Source organism: Streptomyces fuscichromogenes, assembly GCF_014645815.1.
GTDB lineage: Bacteria > Actinomycetota > Actinomycetes > Streptomycetales > Streptomycetaceae > Streptomyces > Streptomyces fuscichromogenes.
Genome location: NZ_BMML01000005.1, coordinates 120,018 through 142,850 on the forward strand (window position 1 = coordinate 120,018; position 22,833 = coordinate 142,850).

Genomic DNA, 22,833 nt, shown 5'->3' on the forward strand with positions numbered 1-22,833 from the left:
TGAGCGGGTCCCGCGGCCCTAGGCTGACGCCATGGCACCGAACATCGCGACGAACACCGCCGTCTCCCTCGACGAACTGCTGGACTTCGTACGACCCCGCCACCGCGCGATCCTGCTCACCCGGCGCGCCGACGGGAGCCCGCAGGGGTCACCGCTGACCTGCGGGGTCGACGACTCCGGGCGCATCGTCGCCTCCACGTACCCCGAGCGGGCGAAGACCCGGAACGCGAAGCGGGACGAGCGGGTCAGCGTGATCGTCCTGAGCGACGACTGGAACGGGCCGTGGGTGCAGGTGGACGGACGGGCCGAGGTCCTCGACGCACCGGAGTCGGTGGAGCCGCTGGTGGAGTACTACCGGAACATCGCCGGGGAGCATCCGGACTGGGACGAGTACCGGGCGGCGATGGTGAAGCAGGGGAAGTCGATCATCCGGGTGACGCCGGAGAAGTGGGGGCCGGTGGCCACCGGGGGGTTCCCGGCGCGGCTGGCTTCGCCGGACGCCTAGTGGGGTGGGGTGTGGGGACGGTGCGCGAGTGCGGGTCGTGTGTGGTTGATCGCGCAGTTCCCCGCGCCCCTAGGTAGGGCGACTCACCTTTGCTTCGATGCCTGCGATCAGCAGGTCCAGTGCGAAGGTGAAGTCCCTGTCCAGCATCTCGGCGACCGTGTCGCCGCCCCTCGCCGCCATGAGGTCCCTGGACTCCTCGATGATCCTCGCCGTGTCCGGGACCTCCGTCACGGCGTCCATCGCGGAGTTGAAGTACTCGTCGGCGGTCATGCCGGCCGCCGCCACGCGCTCGGCGAAGTGGCCCTCGATGGTGCCGTAGCCGTAGACGAACTGGAAGACGGCCGAGATCGCGCCGGTCACGCCGTGCGCGGGCAGGCCGGCGCGCCGGACCACCTGCTGGACCACCCGGGAGAAGGCGAGCGAGTGGGGGCCGATGTTGAGGTAGCGGCCGGCCAGCGGGGAGAGCCAGGGGTGGCGGACCAGCAGGGCGCGGTACTCCGTGGCCAGCGCCCGCAGTTGCTCCCGCCAGTCGCCGACGGCGGCGTCGGGCAGCGACAGTTCACCGAAGGCCGCGTCCAGGGCCAGCTCCAGCAGGTCGTCCTTGGTGTCGACGTACCAGTACACGGACATGGCGGTGACCTTGAGCTCGGCCGCCAACCGCCGCATGGAGAACCTGTCGAGCCCGTCGGAGTCGAGCAGCCGGACGGTGGCGGAGGTGATACGGCTCCGGTCGAGACCGGACGGCTGCCCGCTACGGCCTCCCTTGCCGGCCTTCTCCGCCAGCCACACACTGGCCCGCGCCATAGACACACCTTCCACTTCTCAGGATGCCAGGACCGCAACGCCCCGTTTTTCTGGGGGCGCGGGCAACTGCGCGATCAGCCACGTTCCACCCGCACTCGCCGATGAACATGTACCCCCACCCCTTTAGGCGACATTCTTCTCCGCCTTCCTGAGAAGCGCCGCCGCCACGAACCCTCCGGCCACCACCGCGGCCGCCCCCACCAACTGCCCGGCCCCCAGCCCCGCCGACACCGACTTCCCCGACGCCACCCAGGAACTGAGCACCGCGCCCAGCACGGCCACCCCCAGCCCGTTCCCGAACTCCGCGAGCGTGCCGTTGATCCCGGCGCCCACCCCGGCCCTCTCCGGAGGGATCGCGCTCATGACGGCGTGGGCCATCGCCGGGTTGGCGATCGCGCACCCCGCGCCGATCAGCAGCAGCCCGAGCAGCGTGCCGCCGTAACCGCTCGAATCCAGCACGGCGATGGACACCAGCCCCAGCGACATCAGCAGCATCCCCGCGGCTGTCGCCAGCGGCGTCCCCATTTTCTTCGCCCAGCCGGCCGACAGACCGCTGAAGTTGAGGGCGACGACCGTCAGCGCGAGCGGTGCCGTGCGCAGGCCCGCCTCCAACGGGCCGTATCCGAGGACGAGTTGGAGGTGCTGGGTGAGGAGGAAGAGCGCTCCGCCCATGCCGAAGGTGATGAGGACCGCGCCGGCGACGGCACCCGTGAAGCGGCGGTCCCTGAAGAAGTGCGGGTCGAGCATGGGGTACGGGATCCGGTTCTCCCAGTACGCGAAGAGGCTCAGCGCCAGTACCGCCACGGCGGCCGTGCCCAGCACCCGGGACGACGTCCAGCCGTGCTCCGGGCCGGAGATGATCGCGAAGACCAGCGCGGCCATGCCGACCGTGGAGAGCAGCGCGCCGAGCAGGTCGGGCCGGTCGCCCCGCGGGTTCCTGGACTCGGGGACCAGGGCGACGACGGCCGCCAGGGCCAGCGCCGCCACCGGGAGGTTGACCAGGAAGATCGCGCCCCACCAGAAATGGTCGAGCATGAATCCGCCGATCAGCGGGCCGGCGGCGAAACCCAGCGCGTTGACGGCGCTCCATATGCCGATGGCCCTGGGGTGCTCGTCGGGGGCGAAGATCTGCATCGCCACGGCCAGGGTGGTCGTCAGCAGCAGCGCGCCGCCCACACCCATGCCAGCCCGCGCCGCGACCAGTTGGCCCGTCGAACCGGCCAGGCCCGCGGCCAGCGAACCCGCGCCGAACAGGACCAGACCCGCGATGAGCATCTTCTTGCGGCCGTAGCCGTCGGCCGCGCTGCCGGCCGTGAGCAGCAGGCCGGACTGGACGAGCGAGTACGCGTTGATCATCCACTGGATGTCGGCGGTGGCCGCGTGCAGCTCCCGAGTGAGGGAGGGGATCGCCACGTTGAGGACGGTGTTGTCGAGCAGCACGGTGAGCTGCGCGAGACAGATGACACCGAGGATCAGCCAGCGCCGGGGATGCCCCTGAGAAGTCATGCTGTACACCGTAAGGCTGTTCATGTACGGCGTACAACGCGGTTTCCCGCGGCCCTTCCGGAAACGGCAGAGGGCGGTGACCGGGAGGTCACCGCCCTTGCGCCGCTCAGGAGTCGGTCAGCTGCCGCTCGCCTTCTGGGTGAGGTCGTAGAAGGTGGCCGAACCCACCGTCACCTTCTTGAAGTTCTTCTCGACCCACGAGCTGATCTGCGAGGAGGTGCCACTGCTGCTGCCGCCCATGCCGCCGCCGGTGCCGGAGGAGATGAAGTAGTGGATCCTGCCGTCCGCCACGTACTTCTTGAACTGGGCCAGCGTCGGGGACGGGTCGGTGCCGTTGAAGCCGCCGATCGCCATCACCGCGTCGCCGGTGGAGAGCTGGTAGCTCGCCGCGTTCTGGGCGCCGATGGCCGCCGCGACCCAGGTGTACTGGGAGGAGTTCTTCTGCAGCAGCGCCTTCGCCGCGGAGCTGACGGTCGCGCCGTTCAGCAGACCGCCGGCGCCGCCGCCCATACCGCCGCCCATGCCACCGGCCTCGCCCGTCCGGGTACCGCCGGGGAAGCCGCCGGTGCCGTTCTGCGTGGTGCCGTTGCCGCCCTGCTGGTTCTGGCCCGGCATACCGCCCCCGAAGCCACCGGTACCGCCGGTACCACCGGTGCCGCCGCCCGGGAAGCCGCCGGTGCCGTTCTGACCCTGGCCCTGTCCCTGCGTGGTGCCGGTGCCGCCCTGCTGGTTCTGGCCGAAGCCGCCGCCGGTACCGCCGGTGCCGCCGCCGAAGCCGCCCCGGCCGCCGCCGGGACCGCCACCGCCGCCGAAGCCCATCGAGCTCGCGCCCGCCGGACCGGCCGTCGGGATGGAGCCGGTGTGCGCGGAGTTCACCGTGCTGAAGGTGTACGCCGTCGGGCCCGCCAGCGCGGCCACCAGGCCGACCGCGGCCGCACCGAGGGCGAGCTGACGCGAGATCCGGCCCGCGAAGATCAGGCCGAGCGCGGCGGCCAGACCGCCGATCAGGACCAGGTACTTCAGCCAGGGCAGGTAGCTGGAGGTGCGGTCGAGCAGGACGTAGCCCCAGACCGCGGCCGAGACCACGGCGGCGGCGAGGGTGATCGACGCCCACAGCTCGGCGCGCTTCTCCCAGAGCAGACCCGCGCCCATGCCGACCACGGCGGCGATGTAGGGGGCGAGGGCGACCGTGTAGTACTGGTGGAAGATGCCCGCCATGTAGCTGAACACGATCATGGTGATCAGCAGCGAGCCGCCCCAGACCAGGAACGAGGCCCGGGTCACGGAGGTGCGCCTGAGCTTGCGGGTGGCCACCAGACCGGCGACCAGGAGGATCAGCGCGGCCGGGATCAGCCAGGAGATCTGGCTGCCGATCTCGTCGTTGAACATCCGGTTCCAGCCGGTCGCGCCCCAGCGGCCGGAGCCGGTGCCGCCGCCACCGCCGCCGACGCTGCCGGTCTCGTCACCGCTGATGCGGCCGAGGCCGTTGTAGCCGAAGGTCAGCGACAGGAAGCTGTTGTCCTGCGAGCCGCCGATGTAGGGGCGGGAGGAGGCCGGCCACAGCTCGACGATCGCCACCCACCAGCCGCCGGAGACGACCAGCGCGCCGGTCGCCAGCGCCAGCTGGCCGATCCGCTTCTTCCAGGTGTGCGGGCCGACGGCCGCGTACACGAACGCCAGCGCCGGCAGGATCAGGAACGCCTGGAGCGTCTTGGCGAGGAACGCGAAGCCGATCGCCACACCCGCCCACACCAGCCACTTCGTACGCCCGTCCTCGACCGCGCGGACCACGAAGTAGCAGGCCAGCGCCATCAGCAGGGCCAGCATCGCGTCCGGGTTGTTGAACCGGAACATCAGCGCCGCGACGGGGGTGAGCGCGAGCACGGCGCCCGCGATCAGGCCGGCCGCGGGGCTGAACCGGCGGCGCACGGAGGCGTAGACGACCGCGACCGTGCCGACGCCCATGAGGACCTCGGGGCCGAGGATCGTCCAGGAGTTCAGGCCGAAGATCCGGGCCGCGATCTCCATCGGCCACATGAACGCCGAGGGCTTGTCGACGGTGATCGCGTTGCCCGCGTCCAGCGAGCCGAAGAACATCGCCTTCCAGCTCTTGGTGCCCGCCTGGACGGCCGCCGAGTAGAAGGAGTTGGAGTAGCCGTTGACGCTCAGGTTGTAGAAGTACAGCAGCGCGGTGGCGAGCAGCAGGCCGAAGAAGGCCGGGCGCACCCAGCGGGGGTCCTCGGGGCGGCCGCGCCACAGTCTCCGGCCGAAGGGCTGTGCGGGCTCGCCCGAGCCGGTCTGCGGCGCGGGCGCGGCCGGGGCGCCGAGGTCGTCCGGCGCGTACTGCGGCTGCGCGGGAGCGGTGGACGCGGTCGGCGCGGTCGGCGCGGCACCGGGCGGGGCGGTCGGGGGCGGGCCCCACTGGGTGGTGGGGTCGGTGTTCGTACTCATCGGGGTTCCCCCGGGTCGGTGTCGTGCGGGCGCACCGGCTGCAACTGCATGGTGCTGTCCCTCCAGGTGCCGTCCGCGGCTTCACCGGCGCGGAACTGGGTGGTCGTGGTGCCGGTCGTGGTGCCGTTCTGGGCGTACGGCTGGTGCGCCGGGCGCTGCGGGAGCGGGCCCTGCGGCCGGTACGGCTGGAATCCGCCGGCCGGGTAGGCCGGGGACGACGGGGTGTGCGTCGCCACCACCATCGACTCGTGCGGAGCGCTGCCGGTGCCGCTGCCGTCGCCGTCACCGGTGCCGTCGCGGTCCGGGAAGACCCAGGCGCGGAAGAGCAGGAAGCGCAGCACGGTCGCCGCGAGGTTGGCGGCGATCAGCACCGCCAGTTCGGTGGAGTGCGAGGGGTCGCTGCTCGCCGCGTTCAGGGCGGCGAGGGAGCCACTGGTGAGCGCGAGGCCGATACCGAAGACGACCAGGCCCTGCGCCTGGTGCCGGACCGCCCCGCCGCGGCCGCGCACCCCGAAGGTGAGACGCCGGTTGGCGGCCGTGTTCGCCACCGCCGACACCAGCAGCGCGAGCGCGTTGGCGATCTGCGAGCCGGAGAACTCCCGGAAGAGGCTGTAGAGGACCAGGTAGAAGAGGGTCGACAGACCGCCGACCACGCAGAACCCGACGAGTTGCTGGGCCAGGCCCTTCGGCACGTCCTGGATGTCGCGGTCGCGCGGGTCGTCGCCGAACGGCCGGGCGACCCGGTCCAGCGGCAGCGAACCGGTGGCCAGGGCCTTGCCGACCCGCCACACGCCCTTGAGGTCCTCGGTCGCCGTCTTCACGATGTGCACGGTCGAGTTCGGGTCGTCGACCCAGTCGACCGGCACCTCGTGGATACGCAGGCCCGCCCGCTCGGCGATCACCAGCATCTCGGTGTCGAAGAACCAGCCGGTGTCCTCGACCATCGGCAGCAGCACCTGTGCGACATCGCGCCGGATCGCCTTGAAGCCGCACTGCGCGTCCGAGAAGCGGGCCTGCAGCGAGCCGCGCAGGATCAGGTTGTACGAGCGGCTGATGAACTCCCGCTTGGCGCCGCGCACCACGCGCGACGAGCGGGCCAGCCGGGAACCGATCGCCAGGTCGGAGTGGCCGGAGATGAGCGGCGCCACCAGCGGCAGCAGCGCGTTCAGGTCGGTCGACAGGTCGACGTCCATGTACGCGAGGATCGGCGCGTCCGAGGCCGACCAGACGGTCCGCAGCGCCCGGCCGCGGCCCTTCTGCTCCAGCCGGAACGACTTCACCTCGGCGATCTCCGCCTCAAGCCGCTTCGCCACCTGGGGGGTGGTGTCCGTGGACGCGTTGTCCGCGATGGTGATGCGGTATGCGTACGGGAAGGTGTGCTTGAGGTGCTCATGCAGTCTGAGGACGCATGGGCCGAGGTCCTTCTCCTCGTTGTAGACGGGGATCACTACGTCCAGGACAGGCGTACCGGCGTTTCCGGCCGGGAGGTGCTCCCGCGCCGGCAGGGTGCCGGGAGAAGAGTCGGTTCGCATGGCATCGACTCTCGTCAAGCGCCCTGTTGCACCCATGTGGTGGCACTGTGCTGTGCCTGTGAGTGCGATTGCCAGTTCGTTTCGGGGTCGGGCTGGGGGGCCGCCGGGGCAAGCGCGGGCAGATAGAGGGTGAACACGGTACGGCCGGGCACGCTGTCCACGGTGACGGCTCCGCCGTGTGCGGTCGCGACGGCCTGCACGATGGCGAGCCCGAGACCGGTGGAACCCGTCGACCGCGACCGCGCGGAGTCACCGCGCGCGAACCGCTCGAAGACGTGCGGCAGCAGATCCTGCGGGATGCCCTGCCCGTTGTCCTCGACGTCGACGCACATCCAGGGGCCGCGCCGCTGGATGCGCGCGGTGACCGTGGTGCCCGGCGGGGTGTGCTTGCGCGCGTTGCCGAGCAGGTTGATCAGCACCTGCTGGATACGGGCCGCGTCGGCGGCTACCAGCGCCGGTTCGTCGGGCAGGTCGAGGCGCCAGTTGTGGTCCATGCCGGCGGCCCGGGTGTCGCTGATCGTGTCGACGACGAGCGGGATGAGGTCGGTGTGCTCGAACTGCAGCGGCCGCCCCGCGTCGAGCCGGGCGAGCAGCAGCAGGTCCTCCACCAGGAGGGTCATCCGGCCCGCCTCGGACTCGATACGGCCGAGGGCGTGCCGGGTGTCGGGCCCGACCTGTTCCCGGCCGCGCCGGGTGAGCTCGGCGTACCCGCGGATGGAGGCGAGCGGGGTGCGCAGCTCGTGACTGGCGTCGGCGACGAACTGCCGTACCCGCATCTCGCTCTGCTGGCGGGCGTGGAGCGCGCCGTGCACGTGGTTGAGCATCCGGTTGAGCGCGGAACCGACCTGGCCGACCTCGGTGTGCGGGTCGCACTCGGTGTCGGGCACCCGCTCGCTGAGGTTCACCTCGCCGGTGTGGAGGGGGAGCTCGGAGACCCGGGTGGCGGTGTTGGCGACCCGGCGCAGGGGGCGGGTGGCGACGTTGACCATCACGGTGCCGGCCAGGGTGGCGGCGATGAGCCCGGAGACGGTGAGGCTGATCTCGACGATGATCAGGGTGTTGATGGTCCCGTCCACGTCGGAGGTCGGGATGCCGACGTAGTAGCTGCCGTTGTCGTTGCTCGCGTACTTGACGAGGTACGTGCCGAGGCCGGGCATCTCCACGGTGTGGGTCTTCTGGTCCTGGGCGACGGAGTTGACCACCTTCACCTGGGCGGCCGTGAGCGTCTTGGCACTCATCGAGAAGTCGTCGCTGGACTTCACACCCCGCTGGGAGTCGGTGATGGCTCCGTTCACGACCTTGGCCGCGATGGTGCCGTCCGGCTGCGGGCCCTTGACGAAGTTGACGAGGTTGGTCCCTCCGTCGTCGTCCTTCTGCTGGTTGGGCCCCGTGCTGCCGGTTGCTGAGCCGGTCCCGGCCCCGGTCCCGGTGCCGTTGGTCTTGGGCCGGTTGCCGAGCGGACCGCCGAAGTCACGGGGCGCCACGCGCGCCGCGACCTCGCCCAGTTTTCCTTCCAGCTGCCCGTACAGGTGGTCGCGCAGCACGAGGGTGGTGACGGTCCCGATCACCGCGCAGACCACCGCGATCAGCGTCACCGACACGACGACGAGCCGAGTCCGCAGGGTGCGCGGCTTTCCCGCTCGTCGCTGCTGCGTACGCGGCCGTCGTCGCCCGCTCATGACGCGGCGGGCTTGATCAGATAACCGGCCCCACGCCGGGTGTGGATCATCGGCTCACGGCCGGCGTCGATCTTCCGTCGCAGGTACGAGATGTAGAGCTCGACCACGTTGGCCTGCCCGCCGAAGTCGTACGACCACACCCGGTCGAGTATCTGGGCCTTGCTGAGCACGCGCCGCGGGTTGCGCATCAGGAAGCGCAGCAGCTCGAACTCGGTGGCGGTGAGGTGAATGCCCTCCCCGGCCCGCGAGACCTCGTGGCTGTCCTCGTCCAGGGTGAGGTCACCGACGACGAGCACGGAGTCGGACCGCCGGTCGGCGGCACCGGAACGGCGGATGAGCCCGCGCAGCCGCGCCACGACCTCTTCGAGGCTGAAGGGCTTGGTGACGTAGTCGTCGCCGCCGGCGGTGAGCCCCGCGATCCGGTCCTCGACCGCGTCCTTCGCGGTCAGGAACAGCACCGGCACGTCCGGCAGCTCGCGCCGCAGGCGCCCCAGCACGGTGAGGCCGTCCATGTCGGGCAGCATCATGTCGAGGACGACGGCGTCGGGGCGGAACTCCCTGGCGGTCTGTATCGCGCCCTGCCCGTCACCGGCACTCCGGATCTGCCAGCCCTCGTAGCGGAGGGCCATGGAAAGGAGTTCGGTGATCGACAGCTCGTCGTCCACCACAAGCACTCGGACGGGGCTCCCGTCCGGCCTCAGCAGTTCGGTGCGCCCCTGGGGCGAGGTCGTGGTCATGGTGGACACCTTGTCGGGGTCCTCTGAGAACACGCTTTCACTAATCTGTGATTTCCCTAAGAAACACACAGGTGCCTCTCAGGGAACGCCTGGGAATCGCATCACGTGCGCATGAACTCATGACCGCGCTCGTGCCGGGCTGTGCGGATCTTGTCCTTCCGCCGCCGCCCCCGCACCGTTCATGAAGTGCCGATGAACCGCTGATGAGAGCGTACCGAGCCGGAGCGGGACCCGCGCGGCGAGGCTCCCCCGAGGCTCAGAAGAGCCCCTCCTGGGGTGCGGCGAACTCCCTTACGGGCACTCTGACTTGTCCTTCCTCCCCGGCCTCGGCGGCGGTCAGCTCCCAGCCGGGCAGCAAGCGCGTGTCCAGGACGACGACACCGCGCCGGGTGGCGAGGTGCAGATCCGGCCCGGCCGCCGCGACCAGCTCCCCGCTCACCACGCCGCCCGGCACCAGCTCGGTCACCTCGCCGACGGCGGCGGAGATCCCGTCCAGCCCGAACACCCCCACATGGTCCACCACTTGGCAGTCCTCGGGGACGAGCGCCTCGGGCCAGCCGCCGAGCGCGACGGCCCGCGCGTGCAACTCCACGATCTCGGACCCCCGTTCGGTGCTGCTTCCCGGCAGGGCGGCCCGTACGGCGCGCTTCTGTCCGTACGGGATCCGGTCCGGCACCCGGAGCGCGGCCCGCAACAACTCCTCGGCCCGCCGGGCGGCCATCAGCGGCCCGGCACCGAGCCAGCTGAAGCACACGGCCCCCTGCTCCAGCAACCGCGCCGGCCCCCGCTCGACGGCGGTGATCCCCACCTTGACCATGCCGGGCCCGAACCACGCCACGTACACGTGGTACGGCCGGGGATCGTCGGCGAGGGTGTCGGCGGCCACGGAGTGCGCCCGGTCCAGCCGCGCGCACTCCTCGCACCGGGCTCCGGTGCTCCGCCCGGACACGGGCGTCCGGGCCGGACAGGCATGCCCCCGCGCCCCCACGCACTCCCGCACGCCCCTGCCCGCACCGTCCTCCGAGCCCCTTTGCGAGGCCCCTTCCGAGCCCCTTTCCGCGACCGCGAAGGCCACCCGCTTCCCCCGGCCGAGCGCACTGCGCCGCCCACCGCTCCACACCAGCGCGGGCCCGTCGTCCGACCACCGCAGCCCCGAGCATTTCCACACGTGTGCCATCGCTTGCGAGGGTAGACGGCGGCACTGACAACGGGGCCGGGACGGCAGACCTGGACGCGGCGGAGAGAGCCTCAGGTCGGCGGCCGCACAGGCGGTACAGGCAGCACAGGCGGCGCGGGCTGCGCAGGGACCCTCGGCCCCGCACGGTCAGCCGCCGGCCTCCGCACGGTCAGCCGCCGGCCTCCGCACGGTCAGCCGCCGGCCCCGGCACGGTCAGCCGCCGGCCTCCGCGGGCGCCCGCTCCGTCTCGCCGACCGCGGACACCGGCTGAAGCGATGCCGACGCGGTACGCCGGCCCCGGCCCGCCAGCCGGCACGAGACGCATCCGGGGTGGCCGTCGCGGGCGCCGGCGTCCCGTACCCGCAGGGCCCACTGCGCGTGCGGCCGCGGCCCCGGCGGCTTTCCCCACCCCGCCAGATGCAGGTACCAGGTGACCAGGACACTCACGGCACACACCGCGAGCCCCGCGACCAGGGCGGCGACCGAGACCGCGCACACGCCCAGCCCCAGCAGACCGCTTCCGACGGTCGCGATCGCGGTACCGGTCCACCCTGCCACCGTGTGGCCTTCGTCGTGCTGACTCACGTACCCGTCTCCCTCTGTAAGCAGCGGAAACACCCGGTCCGGCGCGAGGGCGACTAAAATCCCTCACAGACTAAGAAATTTACTCCCCATATCTCTCACGTGCTAAGGGAATCCGGGAACTCAAGAACCTCGACCACCTCGAACGAATCGGAACGCGCATGCACGGCAAGCCGCGACCGGCCGCCGACGCGGCCCGGGCACTGTCCGCCATGGACCACCTCATCGCGGCCCATGTGATCGGCCGGCAGGAGCTGGCCCGGCGCCTCGGGGTGAACGTCACGGACCTCACCTGCTTCGCCTTCGTCCTGGAGGCGGGCGACGACCTGCTCACCGCGGGCGACCTGGCCGCCCGCGCCCATGTGACGACGGGCGCGGTGACGGGCATCCTCAACCGCCTGGAACGCGCGGGCTACGTCACCCGCCGCCCCGACCCCGCCGACCGCCGCCGGGTCCGCGTCGCCGCGGTCCCGGAAGCCGTCACCCGCGTCGAGGCGGTCTACGTCGGCCACTACGCCCGCCTCACCGAACTGTTCGCCGACTACACCCCCGACGAACTCGCCACGCTCACGGACTGGTTCACCCGGGCCACCGCGCTGGCACACGAGTACCTGGAGAAGCTCAACGGGAACGACCCGGCGGAGCCCTGCTGAACTCGCCAGCGACACGGCGCCGTTGCGACGCCCTCCCACGGACCTCGCGCCGAAGTCCCTCGCGGACCATGCCAAGATCCGCACGGAGTGCGGGTCACAGTACGACCACCTCTCCTGCACATCTCGCACACATAACCCTGGTGGGCACTACGGTCACTCCACCCGAAACACCCTGGGGGACGAGATGACCAACCCGTACGCCACTCCCATACCTCCGACACCGCGCCCACCCGACACCCGCCCGCTCCGCAAGCGCGTACTCGTGTGGATCGGCGGCACGGCTCTGTTCATCACGGGCGCGCTGATCGGCTCCGCCGGGCACGACGGGCAACAGTCCGTCGAGGCGAAGGTCAAACCCTCGACGACCATCACCGCGACCGTCACGGCCACCCCCGAGCCCGGCCCGACCGTCACCGAGACCGTCAAAGCCAAGGCGAAGCCGGCCCCTACGGTCACCGTCACCAGGACCGCCACCGCCAAGGCCGCCGACAGTGGCAGCAACCAGGACAGCACCGGCACATGCACCATCGTCTCCAACGCGGGAAACTGCTACGCGGCGGGGCAGTTCTGCCGGAACAGCGACCACGGCGCCGTCACCACCACCGCGAGCGGCGTGAAGATCAAGTGCGCGTACAGCTCGAACGCGTGGCGCTGGACCTCTGTCTGACCGACCGGGGTTCAGGCCGAGGCCGTCAGCGGCAGTGGCGTGCCAGGTACGTGTCCAGCGGTTCCAGCGCGCCCCACGCCTGGTCGAAGCTGTCCGCGAAGTACGCCAGGAAGGCCGGCCCCTCGACGCTGAACCCCGTCAGTTGCTGACGGCCGGCACCGGAGAAGGACAGAAAGGTGACGGAGTCGTCCACGAGGCCGGTGTTGTGCCAGGCACAGGAGACCGTCCAGGGCATGACGCGTGCCTCGTAGGCGTATATGTCCGTGGTCTCTTCCTGGTGTTCGCGCAGCCACTGCACGTAGTCCGCTCGCGGCTCGCCATCGCGCTCGGGAACGCCGATGATGCGCCGGGCACTGGCGCCCTCACCGGAGTGGTCCCTGGCCCACTGCAGCACGGTGCTGAAGTATTCGGCCACTTCCGCCGCTCCCCAGTGACCGGGCGGGTGGAGCCGGACATAGGTGAGCCGGACCTCGCAGCGGGCCGTGCGGATCCGCTCGGCGGCGGCGCGGTAGAAGGAGGTCGGGTCCGGGTACCGCACCATCCCGACCCGGAGCGCTTCCGTCGGCGCCTCGGGTCCCTCCCGCTTGAGCGTGTCCAGTTCCGTCCTGGCCTCACGCCACAGGGCCTGCCACCGGCCCCAGTCTCCGCCCAGCACGGCGACCAGTCGGCAGGTGACCGTCTCGCCGGGCAGGCGACGCCCGTTGAGGGCCTCGGAGACCGTCGCCGAACTGCACTGCGCCCGCGCGGCGATCGTCTTCACCTGGAGGTTCCCGGCCGCCATGCGCAGCCGGCGCAGCTCCGACGCGAATCGCTGCACGGGCGACGACGCGCCACGCGTGTGGGTGTCCATGGCCTCGCCCCCAAGAGCCTCGCCGAGTCCGACAAGCGCGATCGTTCCACTCTCTCCCGGCATCCGCCGAACTTCACCGAATCCCACCGAACAAGCCAGAAATCCTCCGATGCTTCCGAGAAGATCGGACTCAGCCAGAATGCCTGGACCGCCTGGAGTGACGCCTGGTCGAATGACCGGTATCCCAAGCCGAGAACAGGACGAGAAGGTGAGCAAGCATGCCGATCGACCTCAGGATGTCGCTCCGCCGCCATTACGTGACGTTTCTGGCCGTACTCGTGACCGGGATCGTTCTGATCATGGCGGTCAACGGCGCCGCGCAGTCCACAGAGGTCTACCTGCACTGCCTCCTGGGCGTGGGAGGCCTGATCGCCACCTATGCCCTCACCCCGCCCGAACCCTCCCGCCCAAGCGATCCGGATCAACGCCCCGGCATGACGGAGAGGGAGATCCGGTGAGAAGTCACCCCAGGACGCCGTAGCGAACACGCCCCTCGAAGGACCGAACGACAAACCAAACCCAAACGCAAGAGGCCCCGGATCTCTCCGGGGCCTCTCGACTGTGTGCACTCGGCAGGATTCGAACCTGCAACCTTCTGATCCGTAGTCAGATGCTCTATCCGTTAAGCTACGAGTGCTTGTTCTGTTTTCTGTCGTTGTTTCGGGCCTTTCGGGGCCGTTCGCGGCGACAGGAAGAACATTACATGACTGCCGCCGTCATGTGAAATCCGTTAGGTGCACCCCTTGTGAGCTGCGGAAACAGGGTTTCGCGGCTATGGCTTGATCACCTGCTGGAAGGTGTAGCGGCCCTCCGGCTCCAGGCGGACCAGGGCCATCGGCTTGTTGTGCGGGTTGCCGTCGGAGTCGAGCTGGATGGGGCCGGTGACGCCGGACGCCGTCGCTCCGGTCACGAGCTGGCTCAGGGTGCTCTCGGCGTTCACGGTGGCGGAGCCCGCGTCGCCGGCCGCCTGGTGGACGGCGACGCCGAGGGTCCACACGGCGTCGTGGCCGAGGGTCGCCTGGCCGTCCTGGAGGTCGTCCTCGCCGGTGCCGCCGAACGTGCGGTGGTAGAGGTCGAGGAAGGCGGGGAGCGGGTTGTCGGCCTTGCTGTAGAGCCTGTTGGCCAGTCCGGGATGGCCGAGGGCCGTGTAGAACGCCGTCACCCGGCTGACCTCCCAGTCCCGTTGGAACTGCTTGACCGTCGCGGCCGCGGTACCGGCGTCGTAGTACACGCCCACCGCGTCGTCCCCGGTCAGCACCGTCACGGGGCAGCGGCGGCCGGCCGCCGACATCGCGATGACGAGGCCGCGGAGGTTGGCCCCGCGTCCCGCGAAGAAGATCGCGTCGGGCTTCTTGTAGCAGACCTGCTGGGCGACCGCCGAGAAGGCGTTGCTGATGCCGTCGATCCCGGAGGCGTACTGCACCTCCCCGTCCATCAGGGCGAGCCCCTTCGCCCGGGACGCCGTCATGAAGTCCTGGTAGAGGGAGGTGTTGTAGAGGTCGTCCTCGTTGCGGTCCCGGATGACCAGCACCTTGTACCCGTGCTTCGCCCGCTGCCGGCCGGCCAGGTACGCCGCCGCTGCACTCGCCTGGTCGCTGTTGGGCGCGGAGACCCGGAAGAAGCCCACCCTGCTCGACGAGCTCAGCTCGTCCGCGGTCACTGTCGCGCCCATCATCGGCACCTTCGCCGCCCGCAGCGCCTGCACCGCCTTCAGCGTCCCGCCCCGGCTCGTGCCGAAGCCCGCGACCGCCACGAGCCGGTCCCCGCCCCCGTGGGCCATGGCGATCAGCTGGTCGGTCAGCGGCTTCCACTGCTCCGACCGCTCCCCGATGTTGGCCACCAGCAGCCGGATCTGCGGGAGGTCGCCGACTCCGCCGAGCTGGTTGTCGTTCAGCTGCCGCTGGGCCAGGTAGGCGCCCTTGAGCTCCTCGAGGACCTGGTACTTGGCCGACTCGTCGTCCGGGTCGGACGAGAGCGGTTCGACGTAGGCGACGCTGACCCACTTCCGGTGGGACTTCTCGACCCGCCGGTTCTCGTCCCTGATCTTGTCCATGACGGGCTTCAGGGAGTCGCGGAAGGCGTACGAGCCGTCGCTCACGCCGATGCACTCGTGCCGCGGGCCGGTCTTCGTCACTCCCGGCCCGCACGCGTCCATCTCGTGCACGACCTTCCGGAACACGAACACGCCGACCAGGGCGAGCACCAGCGCCCCGGCCACCCAGGGCCAGATACGGCGCGGCGGCCGGGCCGGTCGCCGGATGTCCGGGTCGTTGCCGCTCACCAGGGTTTCCTCTCGTACTGTTCGGCCCGCTCGCGGAAGACGAACAGGTCGTTCGCGTCCCGGGCCAGTCTCCGCAGCGCCCTGAAGTCCTCGGCGATGTCGCCGTACAGCTCGGCGTAGGGGTCGCCGAACGGGTCCTCGTACAGCTCCGCGCACGGGTCGGTGCGCGGATGCGCGGTGATCCAGCCCGCCACCAGCAGCCGGGTGATCACCTGGCCGGCGTCGTCGCCCACCGCACCGCCCACCAGCCGCTCGTACCGCGCCCGGGCCGGTTCGGGCAGGCCGCCCGGCCAGCGGGCGGGGGCGCGCTGGAGCCAGGAGAGGTCCGCGCACCACTCGGCGGCCGGCACCGCGCCGAACCGCCGTCGCAGGTACCCGACCGCTCCGGCGACGTCCTCGCACGCCAGGTCGTAGTAGGCCTGGGTGCGCTCGTCGCCGGCGGCCGCGGCCCGCAGGATCCGGCACGCGTTCTCCCAGGGGTCCGCCCCGCGGTCCCCGGGCGCCGCGTCGAGCAGGCGCAGCAGCAGAAGGCGGACGACGGGCCGGGCCACGTCCGTGGCGACCGCCTCGTACCAGTTGCGCGCCGCGAGGTTCGGGAGGAGTCCCGGCGCGGCCTCCGCCTGGTCGGGGGTCAGGGCGGCGGCGGTGCTCGGCAGCGCCCGCCACAGCGCGGTCTCCAGGTGCGGCAGCAGCCGGTCGAGGACCTGCTCCGCGGCGGTCGGCCCGGGGTCGGGGCCGGGCACCGCCCGAGGCAGCGCCAGACACTGCCGGACCCGGGTCGCCCAGTCCGTGTCGGCGGGGAAGCGGCCCAGCGCCCCCAGCACCTCGCCGGTCGCGGCGGGCTGGCCCCGGGTTGCCCCGTGCACCACCCAGCCCAGCCACTCCGCCGGGTCGCGCGCCTCGGGCTGCGCCGCCCGCTCGGGCAGCTCCTTGAGCACCTCGGCCGCGTGGTGCAGCACCTCTTCGCGGTTCAGGTCGCGTAACCAGCCGACGGACAGGCCCCGGACCCGGACCGGCTCGAAGACCGTCCCGTCCGGCCAGCTCCCGGTGCGGTAGTCCAGCACGGCGGACAGGGTCCCCTCCTCCCGCCGGGCCAGGGTCTCCGGCCGGGTGCGGGCGGCGGCCACGACGAGCAGCGGATCGGCGTGCTCCCGGGCGGCGCGGGACTCCAGCAGCAGTCTCAGCAGCCGGTTCCCGGCCTCGTGGTCGGCGTTGTCGAGGAGCAGCAGACAGTGCGCGTTGCGGCGCCGGCGGCCGCGTCTGCCCGTGTAGATCGCGCGCAGATCGGCGAGGAAGGCCCGCATCAGCAGCGTCTCCGCCTCGTCCCGCTGCACGGACGGGCCGTTGAAGAGCCGGTTGACCCGGACCAGGAAGTCCATGTGCCCGTGGTGGTGGCCCGCGTCGCGGGCGGCGTGGGCCACCCGGCGGCGGATCTCGAACGCCGCGCGGACCCGCTGGCCGCCGCGGACGACCGGGATGACCTGGGTGACCCAGGCCGGCACCCCGCCGACCGCCGCCGCGACCCCCTGGATCAGCGGCTGGAGTTTCTCGTACGGGTACTCCTGCGGCCCGTCCTGTCCGCCCTGTCCGTCCTGCCCGTGCGGCTCGAAGGCCGCGCGCATCTCCTGCACGGCCCGCTCCCGGGACTGTGTGCTGACGCCGGTGACGACGGCCATGAGCAGCACGCTGAAGGAGGGGAAGACCAGCGGGGGGTGGTCGTCCTTGACCTCCTGGAGCCTGAAGACCACCTCGGTCAGCGCGTCGAAGAACGTCTTGCCCTGGCCCTCCGAGGTGGCGGCGGCCAGGTCGACCGAGGCCAGCGGGAGCCGCTGCGCCCAGTGTTCGAGGTACCCCAGCAGGGAGCTCTTCCCGCTGCCGTGCGGCCCGAGCAGCAGCAGAGCGGGCGGGGTGGCCAGGCCTGGCCCCGGTGTCCGGTCCACGTGCTCGTCGACGTAACGGCGTATCGCCTGGTCTCTGGCGGACCGCCCAGGCCACTCCGGCATGGCACACTCCCCCTGGTATGCGCCTACGTGACGTATCTGCGTGATGACTCAGAATGCGTCGATCGCCTTGTATGACGAGCGTTTTCCCCGTTTTCCCCACCGATCACACGCAGATCCGGTAACACCGTGAAAACGACTCAGGGAGCCCCTGCCGTGAGGCAGGGACTCCCTGAGACGAAGTGCGGAGGCGGAGGGATTTGAACCCTCGATGGGCTTTAAGGCCCAAACCGCATTAGCAGTGCGGCGCCATAGACCGGACTAGGCGACGCCTCCAGCACAACCGCCCGCGTGAGCGCGAGTGGTGCGTGCAGATGATGACACAGTCGAGCGTGCTGTCACCAATCGGCTCCCACGGTACTAGGCAGCCGGGCCGCACGGCAAAGCCCTTCCCGTCGGCGGGGCGTCGCGCAACGTCCGGCCGGGCCGCGCGTTGGACAGGGCATGTCTCACGTCTCGTCCCGGACCAGGCCGCCTCTCGCCGTGCGGGGCGCCTTCGGGGCCGTCGCCGCCGTCCTCGGGTCCGCCGCCGCCCTGCCCGCCTCCGCCGCCGCCCTGTCCCCTTCCGCCTCCGCCGTGGCGGACGATCACCTCACGGTCACCGTCCGGCACGCCGGGAGCGGGCGGGACGGGACGTACGAGCTGTCCTGCCACCCCGGTGCCGGCAGTCACCCGGACGTGGGCGGGGCCTGCCAGGCGCTGGACCGGAACACCCGCTGGGGCCGGGACACCTTCGCCCCGGTCGCCCCGGGCACCGTCTGCACCATGCTCTACGGCGGCCCGGCCACCGCCCATGTCACCGGGACCTGGGCCGGCCGCCCGGTCGACGCGGCGTACGACCGCAGCAACGGCTGCGAGATCGGACGCTGGGACCGGATGGTGCCCCTGCTGCCCGACCTCGGCACATGAGCCGCACATGACCCATGAGCCGCACGTGACCGGCGAACCGGGTGGGCCACAGGGGCGGCACAGCCGGTTCATGGTCACGGCCCCGCTTCCGTGAAGGTATCGCGAAGGTATGGCGGAGATGAGGCGTGTCGGTCACATGTTCGCCGTCACTTCGTCGTGCGACCTCCCTCTCATCCGGCGTCGCGAGCGCAACCGGTGCCTTTAGACTCCCTCGCGTGACACGTCGCGGGCCGGTTGGCAAGATGGCCCGAGCGGTCGGCAAGGTGCGGTAACAGGGAGGAAGCGTCTCGTGAGCAGCAGGCCATCCCGAGGCGCTGCTCGCCTCGCAGCCATACTGGACGCGCTGCCGGATGCGTTGGTGCTGGTCAACGCCAACGGCACGGTCGTCAACGCGAACACCATCGCCCTGGAGGCCTTCGAGGCGCCCGGCACCGCGCTGGTGGGCCGCGGGCTGCTGGATCTGCTGCCGGAGTTCGACTCGCGGCTGATCCCGGGGTCGATGCGGCGGCCCGATCACATGGACCCCCGCGGCCGGACCAAGCCGACCCGGATGGTCGCGCGGCGCACCGACGGGACCGAGTTCCCGGTCGAGGTCACCAGCGCCAACCTGGAGAACGGCCAGCAGGCCTACGACGGCTACGGCTACAGCGGCGACGAGCTGCTGATGCTCGTCGTCCGCGACCTGACCGGCACCGTCGACACCGAGGCCGAGCTGGCCCGCTCGCAGCGCCAGACCGAGATGATCCTGCGCGCCGCGAGCGAGGGCGTGGTGGGCACGGACACCGACGGGCGGATCGTGCTCGTCAATCCGGCCGCCGCCCAGATACTGGGATACCGGGCCGGTGAGCTGGGCGGCAAGGAGCTGCACAACCTCGTCGTGCACTCGCGCGCCGACGGCTCCCCCTTCCCGTACGCCGAGTCGCCGCTCGCCGACACCCTGCGTTCCGGGCGCAAGCACCGGGTGCGCGGGCAGGTGCTGTGGGCCAAGGGCGACAAGAAGGTGCCGGTCGACCTGACGACCGCGCCGGTGCGCGACGGCGACCAGCTGGTCGGCGCCGTGATGACGTTCACCGACCGGCGGCCCTACGACTCCGTCGTCGACGAGAAGACGGCCCAGGAGAAGGCGCACGCCGACGAGCTGGAGAAGCTCTCCGAGGAGCACGCCTCGGACCTGACCGCGCTGCGCCAGAAGCACGTCACCGAGGTGGAGGAACTGCTCGAACGGCACGCCGAGGAGCTGGCGGCCGGCGAGGACCGGTACGCGGCCCTCGGCGAGCGCGAGAAGGACCGGTACGAGGCACTCTCCGGGCGGCACGAGCAGCTGCTGACACTGCTCGAACAGTCGCTGCGCGGCCCCCTGGACGAGCTGCGCCGGGAACTGGCCACGCTCGCCGCCGACGACGCCGGGCAGCTGTGGCCCGAGGCCAACCAGGTGCTCCACCATCTTTCGGCCGGTTACTCGCGGATCACCCAGCTCATCGACAACGTGCTCGGCTACCAGCGGCTGGACGCGGGGACCGAGGACATCACCCGTACGAAGGTGATGCTCGACGCCGTCGTCTCCGCGGGCGTGGAGGGCGCGGTGGAGCTGATCGGGCCCGGCCGGGTCCAGTTCGCCGTGCACGCGCCGCCCATCGAGGCCGAGGTGGACCCGCAGCGGCTCGCCGTCGCGCTCGCGCATCTCGTCGCGGACGTGGCCGGCGTCGACGCGACAGGCAACGCGCCGGTCTCCGCCGGCGGCTACATGGACAACACCGTCGTCGTCGCGGCGGCACAGCGCGGCGAGGTCGTCCGGATCGAGGTGCGCGGGCCGTACGCCGGGGGAGACCCGGTGCACGAGCCGATCGTGCGCGGGATCGTGCGGGCCCACGGCGGCGTGCTGCAGACGCACGAGGTGCCGGGGATGAGCGGCAGCGCGTTCGTGCTGGAGGTGCCGATCGGGGGCGGCGCCGGAGCGGTGCCCCTGCCGGCCGGGACCGAGGTGGCCATGATCCCGGCCCCCGCCGAGACCGTCGGCGAGGCCGGTGTCGAGAGCGGCGGACGGCGACGGGCCCGGCGGTCCTCCGTGGACGCCTTCCTGGAGAGCGACGTGCCCGGCGAGGCGGGCGGCGGCGACGGCGAGGTCCCGGTCGCGCCGACCGGACGACGGCGCCGGCGCGCCGCCGAGGCGGAGGACCCGGAGAGCGGGCCCGCCGCGATCGAGAGCGCGGAGTCGGCGTCCAGCGGCACCGGACGGCGGCGCGGGCGCCCGGCCGACGGTGGCCCGGGGGTCGCCGAGGGCGCCGTGGTGACGGCGGCCGAGCAGGGCGCCGGGGCGGCCGCCGCGGGTACGGGTCTGGGCGGCACCGTTCCGCCGCAGGGCGTGCCGGTACCGGCGTCGGGCGTGCCCGTACCGGCATCGGGCGTGCCGGTACCGGCGTCGGGGCGGCGCGCCCGGCGTGAACCCGACGAGTTGCAGGCACTGCCGCCGGCGCTGCCCTCGGCCCCGTCCGAGCCGGCCGCCGACGACGGCCAGTCCGGTGGGCGCCGACGCCGTGCGCTGGCCGCCGCGGCCGAGCGGACGGAGCAGCAGCAGGCAGGGCCCCGCCCGGTCTTCGCGCTGCCGCCCGCCGAGGCCGACCGCGCCCCCGAGCCGGTCGAGGCGGCGGGCGACGAGGGCCGGCACGACGCCGTGGCGCACGACCAGGCCGATGACCACACCCCGCCGCAGCCGCACCCCACCAGCGCGCCGACCGGCCGCCGCCGACGGGCCATGGGTCAGCCGGCGGCGGAGCACACCCCGGACGCGCAGGACGCCCAGGGCGCCCAGGACACCCCGGCAGCCGTGCCGGCGCTGCCCGCGCAGGCGGCAGTGCCCGGACAACCGGTGCACCCCCAGGGCCTCCCCGTCCAGGCCGGGCAGCCCCAGGGCATCCCGGTACAGGCCGGTCCGGCGGGCCAGGGCCGGCCCGCCCTTCCGGCGGCGCAGGCACTGCCGGGCGCGGCCGTACCGGCACAGGCACCGTCCCAGCCCCAGCCGCAGTCCCAGCCGCAGGGCACCGGCGCGGTGGCGCCCGTGCCGGTCGCCGCCGAAGGCGCCCCGGTTCCCGCCCAGCCGCTTCCGGCCGAGGCCGCGCCGGTGGCACCGGTACCGCAGCAGTGGCCGGGTGCCGACGACCCCTCCGCCGTCCCCCGACCGGCGCGTGCCGCACAGCCGTTGCCCGCCGAGACGACCACGGCGGCGGCAGCCACGGCGGCACCGGCACCGGCACCGATCGACCCGGACTCCACGCAGGGCCGGGCGTTCAGTGTGCGGACGCTGGGGCAGGGGGTGCCGTTCTCGCGGCAGGCCGCGCAGGTGCAGCAGCCGACGGCGACCCCGCCCCCGCACCAGCCGGGTGGCAACGGGCGACGCCGCAAGCTGGGCACGCCCCCGGACCCGGGCACCCGGGCCGAGCAGGCGCAGCCGCAGCCGCAGCAGTCGGCCCGGCCGCATCCGCCGGCCGAGCAGCCGGTCGCCGCCCAGCCGCTGCCGCAGCCGTCACTGCCGCAGCCGTCGCTGGCCCAGTCTTCGCTGCCGCAGCCGTCGCTGGCCGGGCAGTCCCGGCTGGTGGGGGCCACCGACGGCGCAGGTCGGTCGTACGCCATAGGCGCACCGGACGTGAACGCCGCCGAAGGCCCGGAGCCGCTGGACGGTCCGGGCGGGGCGGTCGAGGTCGCGGATCCGCCGCGCCCGCAGCCGATGGACGACGAGCTGCCCCCGGAGCCGCTGGACAACCCGCGCCGGCTGCTGGTGTGGCCCGCGCCGGACGTCACCACCCAGCAGGAGCTGAGCGACCGCGGCTACCGGCCGGTGATCGTGAACTCCCGTGAGGAGGTCGACGCGCAGATCGCCGCGTTCCCGGCGGCGCTGTTCGTGGACCCGCTGACCGGGCCGATCACCCGGACCGCGCTGCAGTCGCTGCGGCAGGCGGCGGTGGCGGCCGAGGTACCGGTGATGGTGACGGCCGGTCTCGGTCAGGCGACGCGCGAGGCGGCCTACGGCGCCGATCCCGCCGTACTCCTGAAGGCGCTCGCGCCCCGGGACAGCGAGCAGCACCCGCCGCGGGTGCTGCTGATCGAGGAGCACGCGGAGATCGCGCTGGCGCTGACCTCGACGCTGGAGCGGCGCGGGATGCAGGTGGCGCGGGCGGCGAGCGACGCGGACGCGGTGACGCTGGCCGGGCAGTTGCGGCCGAACCTGGTGGTGATGGACCTGATGCAGGTGCACCGCCGGCAGGCCGGGATCATCGACTGGCTGCGGGCGAACGGGCAGCTCAATCGGACGCCGCTGGTCGTCTACACGGCGGCCGTCGACCAGGCGGATCTGCCCCGGCTGGCGTCGGGGGAGACGGTGCTGTTCCTGGCGGAGCGGTCGACGAGCGCCGAGGTGCAGAGCCGGATCGTGGACCTGCTGGCCCGCATCGGTACGAACTAGGGCTCGCTGAAGCGCCCCGAAAGGGGCGCGGGGAACTGCGCGAC

The 22,833-nt window shown here is 72.1% G+C and carries 17 protein-coding genes and 2 tRNA genes; 6 read left to right on the plus strand and 13 right to left on the minus strand.

Annotated features, from left to right (window positions below; translation table 11 throughout):
- Positions 1-31: 31 nt before the first annotated feature.
- Positions 32-505 (plus strand): PPOX class F420-dependent oxidoreductase, encoded by a 474-nt coding sequence (locus tag IEZ11_RS12430; protein WP_189262753.1) that lies wholly within the window; start codon positions 32-34, stop codon positions 503-505.
- Between the two features lie 69 nt (positions 506-574).
- On the opposite strand, the gene IEZ11_RS12435 is transcribed toward IEZ11_RS12430, so the two are convergent.
- From IEZ11_RS12435 to IEZ11_RS12470, 8 genes are all read right to left on the minus strand, one after another.
- Complete coding sequence (locus tag IEZ11_RS12435) at positions 575-1,309, minus strand: TetR/AcrR family transcriptional regulator (protein ID WP_189262754.1); 735 nt, start codon at positions 1,307-1,309, stop codon at positions 575-577.
- Between the two features lie 123 nt (positions 1,310-1,432).
- Complete coding sequence (locus IEZ11_RS12440; RefSeq protein ID WP_229712980.1) at positions 1,433-2,815, minus strand: MFS transporter; 1,383 nt, start codon at positions 2,813-2,815, stop codon at positions 1,433-1,435.
- Between the two features lie 117 nt (positions 2,816-2,932).
- Positions 2,933-5,266, minus strand: a complete 2,334-nt coding sequence (locus tag IEZ11_RS12445) for a glycosyltransferase family 39 protein (protein ID WP_189262756.1) — start codon at positions 5,264-5,266, stop codon at positions 2,933-2,935.
- Complete coding sequence (locus IEZ11_RS12450; RefSeq protein ID WP_189262757.1) at positions 5,263-6,798, minus strand: bifunctional glycosyltransferase family 2/GtrA family protein; 1,536 nt, start codon at positions 6,796-6,798, stop codon at positions 5,263-5,265. Before IEZ11_RS12450 ends, IEZ11_RS12445 begins: the two co-directional genes overlap by 4 nt.
- Before the next feature lie 14 nt (positions 6,799-6,812).
- Positions 6,813-8,477 carry a sensor histidine kinase gene (locus IEZ11_RS12455; protein WP_189262758.1) on the minus strand — a complete coding sequence of 555 codons (1,665 nt, stop codon included), beginning with the start codon at positions 8,475-8,477 and terminating at the stop codon, positions 6,813-6,815.
- Positions 8,474-9,214, minus strand: coding sequence for a response regulator transcription factor (locus IEZ11_RS12460; RefSeq protein WP_046727718.1), 741 nt, complete (start codon positions 9,212-9,214; stop codon positions 8,474-8,476). The genes IEZ11_RS12455 and IEZ11_RS12460 overlap by 4 nt, the downstream gene beginning before the upstream one ends.
- Before the next feature lie 256 nt (positions 9,215-9,470).
- A complete protein-coding gene (locus IEZ11_RS12465) occupies positions 9,471-10,391 on the minus strand; it encodes a DUF2797 domain-containing protein (RefSeq protein ID WP_189262759.1) in 921 nt (306 codons plus the stop codon).
- A 213-nt stretch (positions 10,392-10,604) separates the two neighbouring features.
- The gene (locus tag IEZ11_RS12470; RefSeq protein ID WP_229712981.1) at positions 10,605-10,976 is read right to left on the minus strand and encodes an HGxxPAAW family protein; all 372 of its coding nucleotides are present in this window, start codon (positions 10,974-10,976) and stop codon (positions 10,605-10,607) included.
- A 158-nt stretch (positions 10,977-11,134) separates the two neighbouring features.
- Here IEZ11_RS12470 and IEZ11_RS12475 point away from each other — a divergent pair, with 158 nt between their 5' ends.
- Positions 11,135-11,626: a MarR family winged helix-turn-helix transcriptional regulator gene (locus tag IEZ11_RS12475; protein ID WP_189262760.1), complete on the plus strand. Its 492-nt coding sequence runs from the start codon at positions 11,135-11,137 to the stop codon at positions 11,624-11,626.
- A gap of 184 nt (positions 11,627-11,810) precedes the next feature.
- The gene (locus IEZ11_RS12480) at positions 11,811-12,293 is read left to right on the plus strand and encodes a hypothetical protein (protein ID WP_189262761.1); all 483 of its coding nucleotides are present in this window, start codon (positions 11,811-11,813) and stop codon (positions 12,291-12,293) included.
- A 25-nt stretch (positions 12,294-12,318) separates the two neighbouring features.
- Here IEZ11_RS12480 and IEZ11_RS12485 read toward each other — a convergent pair whose 3' ends face one another.
- Positions 12,319-13,143, minus strand: coding sequence for a helix-turn-helix domain-containing protein (locus IEZ11_RS12485; RefSeq protein ID WP_189262762.1), 825 nt, complete (start codon positions 13,141-13,143; stop codon positions 12,319-12,321).
- A gap of 218 nt (positions 13,144-13,361) precedes the next feature.
- Here IEZ11_RS12485 and IEZ11_RS12490 point away from each other — a divergent pair, with 218 nt between their 5' ends.
- Positions 13,362-13,601, plus strand: a complete 240-nt coding sequence (locus IEZ11_RS12490) for a hypothetical protein (RefSeq protein WP_189262763.1) — start codon at positions 13,362-13,364, stop codon at positions 13,599-13,601.
- 106 nt (positions 13,602-13,707) lie between these two features.
- Here IEZ11_RS12490 and IEZ11_RS12495 read toward each other — a convergent pair.
- The 4 genes from IEZ11_RS12495 to IEZ11_RS12510 form a co-directional block, all read right to left on the minus strand.
- Positions 13,708-13,780 (minus strand) — tRNA-Arg (locus IEZ11_RS12495).
- A 135-nt stretch (positions 13,781-13,915) separates the two neighbouring features.
- A complete protein-coding gene (locus IEZ11_RS12500; RefSeq protein ID WP_189262764.1) occupies positions 13,916-15,424 on the minus strand; it encodes an ABC transporter substrate-binding protein in 1,509 nt (502 codons plus the stop codon).
- The gene (locus IEZ11_RS12505) at positions 15,421-17,427 is read right to left on the minus strand and encodes a hypothetical protein (RefSeq protein ID WP_189262765.1); all 2,007 of its coding nucleotides are present in this window, start codon (positions 17,425-17,427) and stop codon (positions 15,421-15,423) included. The genes IEZ11_RS12500 and IEZ11_RS12505 overlap by 4 nt, the downstream gene beginning before the upstream one ends.
- A gap of 182 nt (positions 17,428-17,609) precedes the next feature.
- Positions 17,610-17,700, minus strand: a tRNA-Ser gene (locus IEZ11_RS12510).
- 168 nt (positions 17,701-17,868) lie between these two features.
- Here IEZ11_RS12510 and IEZ11_RS12515 point away from each other — a divergent pair.
- Positions 17,869-18,333 (plus strand): SSI family serine proteinase inhibitor, encoded by a 465-nt coding sequence (locus IEZ11_RS12515; RefSeq protein ID WP_189262766.1) that lies wholly within the window; start codon positions 17,869-17,871, stop codon positions 18,331-18,333.
- Positions 18,334-18,622: 289 nt separating this feature from the next.
- The gene (locus IEZ11_RS12520; protein ID WP_189262767.1) at positions 18,623-22,789 is read left to right on the plus strand and encodes a hybrid sensor histidine kinase/response regulator; all 4,167 of its coding nucleotides are present in this window, start codon (positions 18,623-18,625) and stop codon (positions 22,787-22,789) included.
- The last annotated feature ends 44 nt before the right edge of the window (positions 22,790-22,833 follow it).

Coding starts and splice junctions, on each gene's coding strand:
- IEZ11_RS12480 (WP_189262761.1), top strand. CDS start 11,811: ATGACCAACCCGTACGCCACTCCCATACCTCCGACACCGCGCCCACCC.
- IEZ11_RS12455 (WP_189262758.1), bottom strand. CDS start 8,477: ATGAGCGGGCGACGACGGCCGCGTACGCAGCAGCGACGAGCGGGAAAG.
- IEZ11_RS12460 (WP_046727718.1), bottom strand. CDS start 9,214: ATGACCACGACCTCGCCCCAGGGGCGCACCGAACTGCTGAGGCCGGAC.
- IEZ11_RS12445 (WP_189262756.1), bottom strand. CDS start 5,266: ATGAGTACGAACACCGACCCCACCACCCAGTGGGGCCCGCCCCCGACC.
- IEZ11_RS12515 (WP_189262766.1), top strand. CDS start 17,869: ATGTCTCACGTCTCGTCCCGGACCAGGCCGCCTCTCGCCGTGCGGGGC.
- IEZ11_RS12430 (WP_189262753.1), top strand. CDS start 32: ATGGCACCGAACATCGCGACGAACACCGCCGTCTCCCTCGACGAACTG.
- IEZ11_RS12440 (WP_229712980.1), bottom strand. CDS start 2,815: ATGACTTCTCAGGGGCATCCCCGGCGCTGGCTGATCCTCGGTGTCATC.
- IEZ11_RS12435 (WP_189262754.1), bottom strand. CDS start 1,309: ATGGCGCGGGCCAGTGTGTGGCTGGCGGAGAAGGCCGGCAAGGGAGGC.
- IEZ11_RS12475 (WP_189262760.1), top strand. CDS start 11,135: ATGCACGGCAAGCCGCGACCGGCCGCCGACGCGGCCCGGGCACTGTCC.
- IEZ11_RS12485 (WP_189262762.1), bottom strand. CDS start 13,143: ATGGACACCCACACGCGTGGCGCGTCGTCGCCCGTGCAGCGATTCGCG.
- IEZ11_RS12465 (WP_189262759.1), bottom strand. CDS start 10,391: ATGGCACACGTGTGGAAATGCTCGGGGCTGCGGTGGTCGGACGACGGG.
- IEZ11_RS12450 (WP_189262757.1), bottom strand. CDS start 6,798: ATGCGAACCGACTCTTCTCCCGGCACCCTGCCGGCGCGGGAGCACCTC.
- IEZ11_RS12490 (WP_189262763.1), top strand. CDS start 13,362: ATGCCGATCGACCTCAGGATGTCGCTCCGCCGCCATTACGTGACGTTT.
- IEZ11_RS12505 (WP_189262765.1), bottom strand. CDS start 17,427: ATGCCGGAGTGGCCTGGGCGGTCCGCCAGAGACCAGGCGATACGCCGT.